The sequence below is a fragment of the Vibrio sp. 10N.286.51.B11 genome (genome assembly GCF_041469245.1).
Classification (GTDB): Bacteria; Pseudomonadota; Gammaproteobacteria; order Enterobacterales; family Vibrionaceae; genus Vibrio; species Vibrio crassostreae_C.
The window spans coordinates 452,370-465,400 of sequence record NZ_JBFRKI010000007.1 but is presented as its reverse complement, the minus strand read 5'-3'; the positions used below and the strand labels follow the sequence as shown (position 1 = coordinate 465,400).

Here is a 13,031-nt window from a genome sequence, read left to right as displayed (position 1 = left end):
CCTTAATTTAAGAGTGTGAATTACCCCTAAGAATACGACATTAATCCATCTTTAATGCGACAAGTTGCACCTCGTCAAAAAAAGCGCATACAGAACGAGGCATCTTAATACTGATGCACTATATAAAGGCTAAATTCCAATAACCAAGAGTTCGCAGTTTTGTTCGGTCATAGGCGCAGGAGGCACCATGTTTCAATTTATGACATCTACAAAGATCATCTTTGGTGATGGAGCACTTTCCGCTTCATTGTCTCTCTTTAATCAATATGGCTACAGCGTGCTATTGGTTACAGGCAATACATTAGAGCGCACTTCAATTGTTACTGACTATCTTGATGCGCAGAGTATGCGTTATCAGCACATTGCCGTTTCCGGTGAACCTAATATCAAAATGGTTGAAGAGGCGGCTATTTCTGCTCGTCGATTTAAGCCAGATATGGTTGTCGCCATGGGGGGCGGTAGCGCCATCGATATGGGCAAAGCGTTGGCTGCGGTTTTACCTAATCAAGGCAATTTATATGACTATGTTGAAGTGGTCGGGCGTAATGTTCCTCTTAAAACCAAACCACTTCCGTTTATCGCAATTCCAACCACAGCGAGTACCGGCGCCGAGGTCACTAAAAACGCGGTGCTGAAATCAGGCCAAGACCAAGTGAAAATCAGCCTGAGAAGCCCAGACATGCTGGCCGACGTTGCGATTGTCGACCCAACCCTAACTCATGGAACCAATCTATATCTATCTGGGCGAGGTGCGATGGATGCCTTTACTCATCTAATGGAAGCCTACGTGTGTGGTGAACCGAATCCGTTAACCGATATGATTTGTGAAGAAGGGCTGCGTAAGTTGAGTGGTTCTGTGGTTAAAGCGTGTGTTTATGATGAGCCTCAAGCGCGTTCTGATCTTGCTTTCGCTTCTATGCTCGGTGGTATGGCGATAACTAATGCCAAGCTTGGCGCAGCCCATGGTTTAGCCTCCGCACTAGGAGGTAAGATTTCTGCGCCTCATAGTGTGATTACCGCGCGTTTAGCGCCGTTTGTGATGTTGGAGAACATAGCCGTTGCAAAAGAGCAGCAAAGAAGCGACATCCTAGCGCGTTATCAGCGAATCGCTCAGATAGTAACAGGTAACGTAGAAGCAATAGAAGAGGAGGCAATTTCTTGGTTATCGGAAGTGCTTGATACGCTTAAGTTACCCAACTTGTTGGAATTTGGTGTCTGTGAAGCCCAGTTTGATGAGGTGTCTGCCGACGCGCTCAAATCAGTGGCGATTAAAGGAAACCCTTTGCCGCTTAACCAAGAGAGGCTCGTGCATATTTTGAAGCAAGTATGCGAGAAGTGCAGTTGTAGAGAAGGGCATCATGAGGGAGCTTCAATGAATCAAATTGGGCAAGAGCCAGCTGTCGAGTCGAGCTTTACCATTATCAATTCTTATGCGTCCGAAAACAGCGTGGTTGAGAAGGGCAATAGTTGGACTATCTAACGGTCTTAAACTTGTTCGTTGTATAAGTCATTTTATACAGACAAATAAAAACGGAGCTCTAGGCTCCGTTTTTTTAATTCAACTTGTTCTCTGGTCATCTGTTTTCAGTTCATGACTAAGCAGATTAGAACTGAGAGTACTTCTCGTAACGTGAATCACGAAGTGACTCTTTGACGCGCTTTAGGTTCTCTCTGAAACCAGAACCACGACGTAGCGTAAAGCCTGTCGCTAGCACATCGATAACCGTCATCTGAACAACGCGACTTGCCATTGGCATGTAAACGTCAGTGTCTTCTGGAACATCCAGAGAAATAGACAACGAGCTCGCTTTATCCAGTGGAGAATCTTTTGCTGTGATAGCAATAACTGTCGCACCGTTTTCACGCGCTAAGTTTGCAATCTCAACTTGGCTTTTAGTGCGGCCAGTATGAGAGATAAGAACAATAACGTCGTTATCACTGCAGTTAATGCAGCTCATTCGTTGCATCACGATGTCTTCGAAACATGTGATTGGGATATTAAAACGAATAAACTTGTTTTGAGCATCTTTGGCGACAGCAGAAGAGGCACCCAATCCGAAGAACGAAATGCGTTTTGCTTGAGTCAGCAAGTCAACAGCACGGTTTACTTGCATCGCGTCTAGACTGTTTTTAGCAACGTCTAGACAAGCCATAGTTGATTCGAAAATCTTATGCGTATAAGCATCTGGACCATCATCTTCTTCAACATTACGGTTCACGTAAGGTGTACCGTTTGCCAAGCTTTGAGCTAGGTGAAGTTTGAAGTCAGGGAAGCCCTTTGTGTCTAATCGACGACAGAAGCGGTTAACTGTAGGCTCACTCACGTCAGCCATTTTAGCTAAGGTAGCAATGCTAGAATGAATTGCAGTTTGAGGGGAAGCCATAATTACTTCGGCTACCTTGCGCTCAGACTTGCTGAAATTTTCCAGGTTTTTTTGTATTTTTTCTAATGTATTCATAGTGTTCACAAGGGTATAGAGAACAACTTGCTAGTTAATATCTTTTACCAGGGGGTATGGCTGAAGCAAATATCAGTAAACACAAAGCCGATGTATATTCGGTTTCGTAAATACTGCTGCGTCAAATAGATATCAAGCTAACTAGCACCATAGAGTCAGTATAAACCCAACATACTATTTACTAATACAAAAACAGGGCATGAATGCTTAAGAATATGACAAACCTCAACAAAATTTTAGAAAACTACAGAATTGGAAGAGAGTTTGAGCAAAAAGAATGCAAAATGGGTATGAACTGACAGCTTAGTTACATCAAAAAGAAAGAAATTTTCAATTTGATGCAACTAAAATTGAATGACTATGCGTTGATTTGCGTAACCAGTTTGTTGATTTTGCCCATCAAGTTTGGTGCTAGTTTAGAGATCTCACGCTGTTCTTCAAGCACTGACGAAAGAATGTCATTGCCTGTTAGTGGGTTTGCTAATACCACGCGGAAAACGATGATTGGCTGATGTACCCATGCTTCAGGGTTTAAGCGTGTACGTGACACGAAAGACTTACCTGTTTCACGCTGCTTCTTCTGAATAAACTTAGTCAGCTCATTGAGCAACTCATTCAGTTCGACACGATGTTCAGGCTCAGCTTTAAGCAGTGCCGCTTTGACTGACTCAGGGACATAGCGATAAGTCAGTAGGCAAAGCTCAGGTTCTGAAACCAGCTCGAAGTCGCTCTGATCTTTAATTAGGTCGGCAAAGTAGCGCGCTTTGTTGATGCTTTGGTCGATCAGCAGTTCATAACCTGGGCGGCTAATGATGTGCATTGCGGCGTAAACCAGCATTGCCATACCTGAACGAGAACCTTCTAACGTATGGCTGCCTAAATCTTTTGAGCCTTTACGAAGAATGTATTGAGCATGATGTTCAATCGCAGTCATCGCATCTGGCTTCTTAAACAGAACCATACCCGCACCCATAGGGATATAAAGCTGTTTATGCGCATCAATCGTGACTGAATCCGCCAGTTCAATACCATCAAGTAGGTGACGATGATTGTTAGACATCAGAGTCGCACCGCCCCAAGCTGCATCAACGTGGAAATGACAATCGGATTCGGCACACACCTCAGCAATGTCTCTTAGCGGGTCGATATTACCGGTTTCGGTTGTACCAGCCACACCAATGACGGCGAAAGGTTTGATCTTGTTCTGCTTGAGCTGCTCGATCTTGAGTCTTAAATCATCAGTACAAATACGGTTGTCGTTATCTGTTTTAACAGACACTAGACCTTCTTGACCAATACCAAGGACATCCGCGGCTTTTTTCAGAGAGTAGTGGCCACGTTCAGAGACTAAGATGGCAAGGCCTTCGTAGTCGTAGTGCTTCATGGCTTTAAACAGGCCTTCTTTTTCTACACCTTTGAACGAACCTTGCGCTTTTAGTGCGTTGTTACGTGCAACCCAGAGCGCTGTAATGTTCGCGATGGTACCGCCAGAACAAAACGCACCTAAAGAGTGGTTTGCGCTGTGCATCCAACGAGAATAAAACTGGTCACTATCTTGATAAATCAGGCGATGTAACATGCCCAGAACTTGACGTTCTAGGGGAGTGAACGCTTTTGAGGTCTCGATTTTTACTAGATTCTGATTCAACGCAATCATGATTTTTGAAAGCGGCATCAGGAAGTACGGCAACGCAGAGGTCATGTGGCCAATAAAACTTGGCGAAGACGTGTGAACCGAATGAGACACAAGAGAATCGAGGAGATGCTCAGTATGTTCAGAAACAAACTCAGGCTGCTCTGGGATATGAGCATTTGAAAAATCTTTCTCAATTTCACGCAACGGCTTTTCTTCAGCCACAATATGTTCACGTAAGAATTGATTCAGGTTTCGTGAAAGTTTGTCTTCAATTTGAGTGAGTGTTGAATCTGGGCCTTCAGGTACCGTGAAGATACGTAGAAGACTGTCGAAGCTAACATCTGCTGTTTTTTGTTCCGTAACCATAGCAAGCGAGTTATTTTTCTAATATTGACGCGAGCGGGACAATCTAAACGAAAACGGGAACAATGTCCCGTCTTAATTATGAAATCCAACTTCTCAAAAAAGCATATTAAATGCGGGGTTATTTACACTTAATCGCTTCAAGTTTACTGATCGACTGGTTGTAACGCTGTAGCGCTGAGTCGATTTGCTTAGGGTGACTAAGCAGCTCTGCAAAGGCAGAACGTAGTTCGTAGTTTTGAGCGTGAGGCGTTGATTGGCGGTCATCGAACGTTGTTTTCGCGATTTTACCAAGCTCATCATCACGTGTTGATAGCGTTTTAATGTCGTGTTGCTCAAGTTGCAACCAGCCTTCTACAGGCTGCTCTGTTGCCACTTTGCTTGAATCGTTCACAAGGTAGTAGTTAACCGCAGCACGATTCAGCTCAAAGTGGTGCTTACGACCTTCTAGGAACCACTCACTCACTTCTGTTAGCTCTGGATATTGCTCAGAGGTTAATGCAGCAAGGTCGGCATACCAATTCAAAGAAGCGTCGATGTACGCATCATATTTTTTTGCTTGGCACTGGTTTGTCTCAGACATTGAATCTGCTGCAAAAGAGAAAGTAGAAGTTGAAGCTAGCAGTAATGCGACGCAAAGGCGTTTCATAGTGGTTCCTTTTGTAAGTTTATTCTTTTTATAACTTTGTCGTTACAGGTTACCGTGATCGTTATTTGTTGAGCAATGACACTTAGTGTCTTTTTATTTCGGTAACTGTATCGGTGTCTGGGCATTGGTATTCGAGTTGCATTCTAATCTAAAACAAACGCTATTCCTGCGATCTAGTTAGCAAGAGATACAAAGAACAACATCAATATCGGAACAAGCAAACTGAGGATAAAGCCACTGACGATAGCGATAGGCACACATCTAACGCCGCCTGTTGTTTGAATGACCGGTAAGGTGAAGTCCATCGCAGTCGCACCAGCATAACCAATGGAAGTGCATGGGTAGCTGCGAATTAGCACTGGAATCAGTACCAAGGCAACTAACTCTCTTAACAGCTCAAGCATGAAAGAAGCGCCACCATAGACAGGACCAAAGGCGTCACCCATTAAGATACCAGCCAGAGAGTACCAACCAAATCCAGAAGACATTGCCAAGGCTTTGAACAGAGGGATATCTAGGATGTAAGCCGCGATTACACCACCTAACATTGAGGTGATGATAATGGTGATTGCGATAACCATACCGTGCTTGTTGAGTAAGATCTGACGAAGTGTGAGTCCGCTATTACGCAGCTGAATGCCGATAAAGAATAGAAGAACAAACAGAATCCATTCGCTTGCGGTATCAACCCAATCAAGGCCAATAGGCAGCACTAAGCCAGCGATTAGCCCTGAACCTACCACTAAGATGAGTTTTGCAGATTCCATCGCCATAGAAGAGAGGGGAAGCTTCTTCTTGCTACTGTCGGTTTTGAGTGGCAATAACTTATCAATAGCGGGCAGTGCCATTAGGTTACATACGCTTAAGCAGACAAAGAAAGTGACGGTATATAGAAGGATTGTCTGCAGGTTACTGCCTAGGTTATCGAGGGCGGCTAAGCTTAGTCCCATTAACGCCAGAATCACGTAGATCAACCGCGATGTTGAGCGGTTGATAAATTCTAATGTCTGAGCGTTCGAAATTGCAAAAAGATACCCCACGACGAGTGGCGCAAATATAAAGATCATCCCTGTAAACATGCTTTCCCCATTGCATTTACTTCATATTACACTTACTTGTAATTTAACAGTGACTTAGAAGCCGCTAGTATTGATCACGTCGCTTAGCTTTGCATTAAAATCATGCTTGCTCAAGTTGCTTAATTTATAAAGCACCTCTGCACCTGTCACGTTAAGTTCAACTTCGTGATCATCGATGTTCTCATCCTTGTTTCTGAACATCAGCAGGTGGTTAGCGATTCGAGCGATATCTAAGTAAGAGACTTCACGCTGTTCGTGGTTATTGATGGTATTGCTGCACACATCAATAAAGTCGCTGTCGAAGCCCCAACGGTTAAGCACCAATTTACTGGTAGCAGAACATTGGCCTTGGAAGATTTGTAGAGCGATGTCGTGATCTAGGTAATTGCCATTTTCGAGGTAGAGGTGGTATTCGCTAACCAAACAGAACAAACCAATATCAGCCAGTAATCCAACAAGCAGCGATTTTTCATGCTCAAGGTAACGGTATTCAGTAGGGGAGAGCTCTTTGAAGCTGTTGGTAACAAGCACCATAGTAGCGCCCAGCTCTTTTGATACAGAAGCGCTCTGAACCAATACCTTATTACATTCTTTACTGAGGTTGACTGAGTGTTTGAGTTGCTCAATAGCCTGAGCCGTCACGATGTCACGTACTCTTAATATGCCAAGGCGCGACACCGCCGTCATAATATCAACACAAGTAATATTACGTCGGTTAAAGACGACAGAGTTAGCCACACGAATGACAATAGCCGCGAGGCCTGGGTCTTCGAGTAAGCATTCGGCAACGTCAGCAATCCCAGTTGATTCAAGGGTACAAAGCGATTGAATCTTCAGTACAACGTTAGGGATAGGAGGAAGTGTTATTTTTCCCGCTGAGATAGAATGTCCAACAAGTTGGGCAAACTCTGATTCTAGACCCTTTAAGAGAAGAGTCTTATTTTGAGGTAGCCAGAAAAACGATAAATGATTCATATAAAAAGTAAAAACAGGTCTGTCCTGCCATTTTACAAGCCACGATGCTGCGAGGCAATACTCACCCGTCTACATAACCTTTAATAATTTGAACCGGTGTATCACTAGGTGTCCAAATTCAAGCATGGTTTGATAGTTTACTGTGAAGTCAATCATGAAAAACCGGAATACTCAATTGATTGATGTGAACTAAGTCCAGACTTATTTTTCTTTTCGAAGTATGATTTATTTAAAGGTGAAAAACGAAACCATAATATTCACCTATAGAATAACAAAATAGATTTAAAATTTTCGCATAACAAGCTGCTTGTCTGGTGATCAACCTAATCGGGGTAATTTGATTAAGGATCAACGGATATGACCGAGACAGCATTTATTAATTACGTGAATCAATTTGGTGAACATCAAAAACGTTCTATGTTCGGAGGTATTGGCCTCTTTCAAAATGACGCTATGTTCGCTTTATTGAGTGAAGGTTGTTTATTCATTAGAGGTGGAAAATCATTAGATAAAAAACTGACCGATCTTGATTGTGAAAAGTATCGTCATGTAAAGAAGCAGACAACAGCAACCGTAAACTATTACGACATTACGGATCTGTTTACCTGTGAACATCCTGAATTGGATAGTATTATTCGTACTTCAATCGATAATTCAATTCAGCAGCGTAGCTTCAAGAAGTCATCAGCTAGCCGTAGATTAAGAGATCTACCAAACATGCAGCTTACGTTAGAGCGCATGGTTAAAAAGGCGGGTGTGGATGATGTTTCAATGTTTATGCAGTTGGGCGCGCCTGAAGTGTTTAATAAGGTTCGCGAAGCGTACGGAAACGATGTTGACCTAAAACTACTTTGGAAATTTGCGGGTGCAATTGATGGTATTCACTGGAAACTATTACAAGAGCCACGCAAGCAGCAATTACTGAAGAGCTGCCACTAAAGAAGTTTGCCTTATATGCTTAAGATTACTGTCAATAAAAAAAACCGAGGAATGTCCTCGGTTTTTTTGTTTCTGTCTTAGTCGGATTTCTTAAAAGACTAAGTATCAAAAGGCTAAGTGCTCGTTAAGAGCTAGCTTGGCTTTAAGTATTAGTACTTGAAGCGAGCAGTGAACATAAGTTGGTCACCGTAGAAGTCGTTAATACGAGCTTCAGCGCCTAGAGAGAAAAGCTCTGTAGAGTGGAAACGCGCGTAAACAGAACCTGTCCAATCATCGTTGTCATCGATAGAAACGTAACCACCTTTACCACCAACTTCTAGTTGTGGACCAAGCCATTGGCGAACACCAATGTTGATTTCCATACCGATATCAGTAGAGCTTGAGTTCTCAGGTTGAACGATACGAGCTAGCATTTCACCTGTTAGGTCTGCCCAGTTGTTTAATGGAGCGTGGAAACCAAGACCTACAGCTGAGTCGTAATCGCTTTCAAATTCTGAATCGATACGTGCTATAGCGTGAGCGTTCGGGTGAATGGACTTACTGAACGCACCACCAAATGTTACTGGGCTAGCACCGATACGTGCTTCAAAGTAATCATAGTTAAAGTTGCTCATTACCTGTGGTTGTTCATCAACAGCTAGTGCTTGACCAGAAGCCAATAGCATAGCGGTAGTAAGTAGAATTTTGCGCATAACGACCGTAAACCTATATTAGTGTTAATTCCTTTGGTTTGAGACAAATCGGCAAACCATAAACATTGAGACAGTTTAATCTAACTCACGGAAAAGTAATCCTTTAAAATGTAAAACCTTACTCATTTAGTTAAAAAACAAGCAAATTAAGGATCAGTATGTAACGGAGATCTCATGTTTATGGCGAATGAGAAAAATAGACGAGCGAATTATCCAAAATTTGTATACATTTGGAAGGTTTTTATATCGGATGACGCTATTCTCAGTATCCATTAACCAATCAGTGCTATTCACCAAAACTGGTGCGTTTATCCGCCATTGAAGTCAGTATGCGCTCGGTATCTAAGATGGAAGTCCAGTTTAGCAATTGCTTGTCGTTGGCAATGACATAGTCAGTCAATTGTTGAGTAATCGTGTCTCTCAGTTGATCGCCTTGCCAAGGTTTTGAAATATAGAAATCAAGTGCAGCGTTGTTAATGGCCGTGACGGTATCTTCCAGCCCTGCTTGCCCTGTGAGCAGCAGCTTACGTGTTGGTTTAGTAGCGTCGTGTTGATTGAGTTCGATCAGAAAATCGATGCCGGTCTTTTCTGGCATGATGTGGTCGCACAAGATTAACGCGAGCTTAATACCATCTTGTCCCATTTCTTTGATTACTTGCTTGGCTTCACCGACCGACTCTGCACCTTCAACCAGAAAGTTCTCTTCAAATATCGCCAAGTCCTGAAGGACACTATTGAGAACTTCAGGTTCATCATCGACACATAAAATTAGGTACTTATTCATGAGGTGCTCCTTCTTGTTTGAATGGAAGCCACACTTGCATGTTTGTATGGCTGCCTACCTCTGACTCCACCAAAATAAACCCTTGATGAGCCGAAACGATTTGTTGAGAAATGGATAACCCAATCCCTAAACCAAAGTTGCCTTCTTTTTTAGTCGTGAAATTTGGGTTGAAAATGGTGTTGATGTCTTCTTTGGCAATGCCGTGGCCAGTATCGGAGATTTGCACCACAAGAAACGCGTCGTCGCCTTTTGTCTGTTGAGAAGTGGTGATGGTCACTTTTCCTCGTTCAGATAGGGCATCGAGCGCATTGGAGATAAGGTTGGTCCACACTTGTTGCAGCGAGAGCGACTGGCACAATAAAGGCGGTAAGTCGGTATCGTAATGCTTTTCGAGTTGGTGGTGTTTAAGCCTGTTTTCGAAGATCACTAAGGTATCTTCAAGCCCTTCGTGGATATCTGTGTAGTGGCGAACTTCTTCATCTTCTCTAGCATAGCTTTTTAAGCTTTTGACCATATCGGCAATACGCTTGCTGCACACTTGAATTGAGCGGATAGAGTTTCCAACATAATGGTAATGCTCTAAGTCATTGAGCAGCTCTTTGCCTGCGACAGGGGACGCCTTTAATGTGTTTAGAACCGTAGAGTCTTGGCTTAGGTTTAGTCTCACGGCTTTTTTTGCTAAAGCACGGTCATTAATCGTCGACGTAAGATGCTTTACGAGCTGTCTTTCTTGGGCTGTTGATAGTGGCTTAGCTAACTTTGAATGTGCCAGTACGTCAGTCCCTTTATTGGACTCTGGAACGGATAGGTTTGCCAATATTTGGTCGAGATGGTCTGACAGAGTTTCGATGCTTCTTAATATGGCAGCAATCGGGTTATTCAGCTCATGTGCGACTCCCGCGACTAGCTGCCCGAGCATCGCCATTTTCTCTTTCTCGATCAGTTGTTGATGTGCAGACTCTAATGATTCTAGTGTCTGCTGCAGTTTGATCTTATTGGTGATGCTGCGTTGCAAACGTCGATTAAAATGACGGAGCAATAGATTGGTAAATAAAGGCAGCAGGGTATTGTTTGAATGCATCACCTGAGCAAAGCTATCTTTATCCAGTTTGATAACGCGAGTCTGCGTTAGGGTGATCGCCGTAGAAAACGAAGGCTCGCCTGTTACAAATGACATCCCGCCAACAATGTTCCCTTTGGAGTGACGTACCACTTCCCGCTGTTGCCCAAGTTCATCTTTCTTATAAAGAGCTGCTTCACCCTCAATGATCAGCCATAAAAAGCGATTGTCTTCGCCTTCCACAGTGAGTAGATGCTCGGGGGAATAGTCACGAATGGCCTTAGTTTTGTCATCTTTTGAAAACACATCTTGTAAGGCACTGACGACACGTTCTGCAAGGGCATTATCAGAAAGCTGGTGGTAGTCGTGAATGAAACCCGATTGGAAAGAGTGAATCTTTTGCTCAATGTGCGCTCTGAGTAAGCGTTGTTGATCCAATGCATCGCTGTAAGAGAGCAGGTTTTCTGAGTCGTATTGGATAACAAAAGAGGTCAGCTCTTTTTGCGCTGATTTGAACAGAACCTGATCTTGAACCGGTTTGGTTAAACAGTGGTTGAGCCTACCTTCATTCACAGCGGTTAAAATGGATTGAATGTCTGACGAAGCGCTGACTAATATCGTTCTTGCGGTATTACTATGGGGCAGCTGTTGAAGTTCAATCAGGAATTGCACGCCATTAAATTCAGAATGATGATGAGTGATCACCAAGGCAACGGTTTGGTTGTGATCATGAATATCTTCTAATGCGTGATGTGCGTCTTCTATGTTCTCGGCAGTATAAATATCGAATACAGAAGCCAACGGAGCCAGCTCCGAACGTATTCTTTCAATGCTAACCGGATTATTGTCCAAACAGATAACAGCGTATTGATTCACAGCTCAACCTTAATAGTAGCGACGTCTTTAGCCTAGCAAGAACCGCCGAATAAGGATGAGAGCTAGCCGTTAATTTATTGAGGCAATCGAAGTATCGAGCAATAGACTGATTTAACTCAATGTTTCTTGTTTGCTACTGATGGGTTAGACTAAAAAAAACAGACACGTGTAGAAAGAGAACTCATGGAACAGTTAAGAAAAATTGGTGCAATTGGCGGAGCAATCTCACTGGCACTTTGTTGGCCGCTAGCGGTTGGGCAAATTGGACAAAATGCGATTACCGATGGCGTTGCAAAGCTTAACAATTCAAGCATTCAAGCTGAGATCGTGGAATACGATAGAGGTTACTTGTCTTCCAACATAACCACTCGTTTAACTGTGACGGATGAAAACCTGAAAGAGCAACTTGCGATTGATGGGTTGCCGAGTGAGTTTGTCATAAATAGTGCGGTTAGCCATGGTTTGGTGAGTCTAAATGCACTGTCGACGTTTGAGAATACCGATATTCTGCCTTTAACTCTGACCACTAGTACTGAGCTAAACGGCAACACTGACTTTAACTTTGAGTTAAGCCAGTTCAATCACCAAGGTTCTGATGAGAATGGGACTTCGGTCTCGATCACTAAATCGAATCTTTCTGGCCATGCGACTGTTTTAGGCCAAGTTGATTACGAGCTTTCAATCCCTTCAGTTCAAATTGATTTTGAAACCGGTGAAGAGGTAACGCTGTCTAATCTGAAAGGTGTGGGTTCAGGCCAACAAGCGAAAGGCTACTGGTTAGGTACTCAGAATTTTACTATCGATAGCTTCTTGGTTTCAGATTCTGCAATGCAGCCTTTCATGACCATTGAAAATTCTAAGTACGATTTTGAATCACATCTAGATGAAGCAACTAAGCGTCTGCGCAGCAACCTCAAGCTGGATATCGCAAACATCGAGACCAGTGAAGGCCAGTTGAACAACCTAAACGTCGATTTTGAAATGTCGAAGTTGGATAGCGAGTCGTTTGAGAAAATCTTTGAGATTTACCAATCTAATCCTGTGATGACGCAAGAAGACGTTGCAGAGATCATTCCATTTATCGATATCCTGTTTGCTAAAGGTTTCGACCTTTCAATGAACAACATGTCGTTAGAGTTAGGTAAGGGACAGTTCGAATCTAAGTGGTTGGTGAGCGTGCCGGAAGGGACCGAAAACATCAGCAGCAACCCTTCGATGATCATGCCTGCATTAACGGGCAACGTTCACTCTAGCTTCTCAAATGAACTTGTTGAAGAGTATCCATTCATCCGTGAAGGTATCGATGAATTGCTTGTGATGGAAATGATCAAGGAAACAGACAGTGGTTATGAAATCAGCGCTGACTTAGAAAATGGAAACCTAGTGTTCGAAAATGGACAAGAAATTCCATTAATCGCTCTACTTATGCCGGTTTTTGTTCAATAAACAGAGCAGGCGTGAATACTGATAGGGTGATTTAGCAGGTTAAGCTTAAACATTTTATACGGTACAAAACAAA

Annotated in this window: 11 protein-coding genes; 3 read left to right on the top strand and 8 right to left on the bottom strand. The window is 43.1% G+C overall.

Annotated elements, in window-relative coordinates; genetic code table 11:
* Positions 1 to 187: 187 nt before the first annotated feature.
* A complete protein-coding gene (locus AB4154_RS04705) occupies positions 188 to 1,480 on the top strand; it encodes an iron-containing alcohol dehydrogenase (RefSeq protein ID WP_017060396.1) in 1,293 nt (430 codons plus the stop codon).
* A gap of 124 nt (positions 1,481 to 1,604) precedes the next feature.
* On the opposite strand, the gene AB4154_RS04700 is transcribed toward AB4154_RS04705, so the two are convergent.
* The 5 genes from AB4154_RS04700 to AB4154_RS04680 form a co-directional block, all read right to left on the bottom strand.
* Positions 1,605 to 2,459 carry a MurR/RpiR family transcriptional regulator gene (locus AB4154_RS04700; RefSeq protein ID WP_004734686.1) on the bottom strand — a complete coding sequence of 285 codons (855 nt, stop codon included), beginning with the start codon at positions 2,457 to 2,459 and terminating at the stop codon, positions 1,605 to 1,607.
* Between the two features lie 358 nt (positions 2,460 to 2,817).
* A complete protein-coding gene (gene panP, locus AB4154_RS04695) occupies positions 2,818 to 4,461 on the bottom strand; it encodes a pyridoxal-dependent aspartate 1-decarboxylase PanP (RefSeq protein ID WP_017060397.1) in 1,644 nt (547 codons plus the stop codon).
* 118 nt (positions 4,462 to 4,579) lie between these two features.
* Positions 4,580 to 5,107, bottom strand: coding sequence for a hypothetical protein (locus AB4154_RS04690; RefSeq protein WP_017065407.1), 528 nt, complete (start codon positions 5,105 to 5,107; stop codon positions 4,580 to 4,582).
* A 173-nt stretch (positions 5,108 to 5,280) separates the two neighbouring features.
* Positions 5,281 to 6,186: a lysine exporter LysO family protein gene (locus AB4154_RS04685; protein WP_017071961.1), complete on the bottom strand. Its 906-nt coding sequence runs from the start codon at positions 6,184 to 6,186 to the stop codon at positions 5,281 to 5,283.
* 54 nt (positions 6,187 to 6,240) lie between these two features.
* Positions 6,241 to 7,161, bottom strand: coding sequence for an HDOD domain-containing protein (locus tag AB4154_RS04680; protein ID WP_017066065.1), 921 nt, complete (start codon positions 7,159 to 7,161; stop codon positions 6,241 to 6,243).
* Positions 7,162 to 7,518: 357 nt separating this feature from the next.
* Here AB4154_RS04680 and AB4154_RS04675 point away from each other — a divergent pair, with 357 nt between their 5' ends.
* Positions 7,519 to 8,100, top strand: coding sequence for a TfoX/Sxy family DNA transformation protein (locus AB4154_RS04675; protein ID WP_017060401.1), 582 nt, complete (start codon positions 7,519 to 7,521; stop codon positions 8,098 to 8,100).
* 149 nt (positions 8,101 to 8,249) lie between these two features.
* Here AB4154_RS04675 and AB4154_RS04670 read toward each other — a convergent pair whose 3' ends face one another.
* From AB4154_RS04670 to AB4154_RS04660, 3 genes are all read right to left on the bottom strand, one after another.
* Complete coding sequence (locus AB4154_RS04670; RefSeq protein ID WP_017065409.1) at positions 8,250 to 8,792, bottom strand: hypothetical protein; 543 nt, start codon at positions 8,790 to 8,792, stop codon at positions 8,250 to 8,252.
* A 286-nt stretch (positions 8,793 to 9,078) separates the two neighbouring features.
* Positions 9,079 to 9,576 carry a response regulator gene (locus AB4154_RS04665; protein WP_017068761.1) on the bottom strand — a complete coding sequence of 166 codons (498 nt, stop codon included), beginning with the start codon at positions 9,574 to 9,576 and terminating at the stop codon, positions 9,079 to 9,081.
* Positions 9,569 to 11,512, bottom strand: coding sequence for an ATP-binding protein (locus tag AB4154_RS04660; protein ID WP_017060404.1), 1,944 nt, complete (start codon positions 11,510 to 11,512; stop codon positions 9,569 to 9,571). The genes AB4154_RS04665 and AB4154_RS04660 overlap by 8 nt, the downstream gene beginning before the upstream one ends.
* Positions 11,513 to 11,695: 183 nt before the next feature.
* Between AB4154_RS04660 and AB4154_RS04655 the strand changes: the two genes are divergently transcribed.
* Positions 11,696 to 12,958 carry a DUF945 family protein gene (locus AB4154_RS04655; RefSeq protein WP_372122352.1) on the top strand — a complete coding sequence of 421 codons (1,263 nt, stop codon included), beginning with the start codon at positions 11,696 to 11,698 and terminating at the stop codon, positions 12,956 to 12,958.
* The last annotated feature ends 73 nt before the right edge of the window (positions 12,959 to 13,031 follow it).

Coding starts and splice junctions, on each gene's coding strand:
- AB4154_RS04690 (WP_017065407.1), bottom strand. CDS start 5,107: ATGAAACGCCTTTGCGTCGCATTACTGCTAGCTTCAACTTCTACTTTC.
- AB4154_RS04655 (WP_372122352.1), top strand. CDS start 11,696: ATGGAACAGTTAAGAAAAATTGGTGCAATTGGCGGAGCAATCTCACTG.
- AB4154_RS04670 (WP_017065409.1), bottom strand. CDS start 8,792: ATGCGCAAAATTCTACTTACTACCGCTATGCTATTGGCTTCTGGTCAA.
- panP (WP_017060397.1), bottom strand. CDS start 4,461: ATGGTTACGGAACAAAAAACAGCAGATGTTAGCTTCGACAGTCTTCTA.
- AB4154_RS04680 (WP_017066065.1), bottom strand. CDS start 7,161: ATGAATCATTTATCGTTTTTCTGGCTACCTCAAAATAAGACTCTTCTC.
- AB4154_RS04675 (WP_017060401.1), top strand. CDS start 7,519: ATGACCGAGACAGCATTTATTAATTACGTGAATCAATTTGGTGAACAT.
- AB4154_RS04700 (WP_004734686.1), bottom strand. CDS start 2,459: ATGAATACATTAGAAAAAATACAAAAAAACCTGGAAAATTTCAGCAAG.
- AB4154_RS04665 (WP_017068761.1), bottom strand. CDS start 9,576: ATGAATAAGTACCTAATTTTATGTGTCGATGATGAACCTGAAGTTCTC.
- AB4154_RS04705 (WP_017060396.1), top strand. CDS start 188: ATGTTTCAATTTATGACATCTACAAAGATCATCTTTGGTGATGGAGCA.
- AB4154_RS04685 (WP_017071961.1), bottom strand. CDS start 6,186: ATGTTTACAGGGATGATCTTTATATTTGCGCCACTCGTCGTGGGGTAT.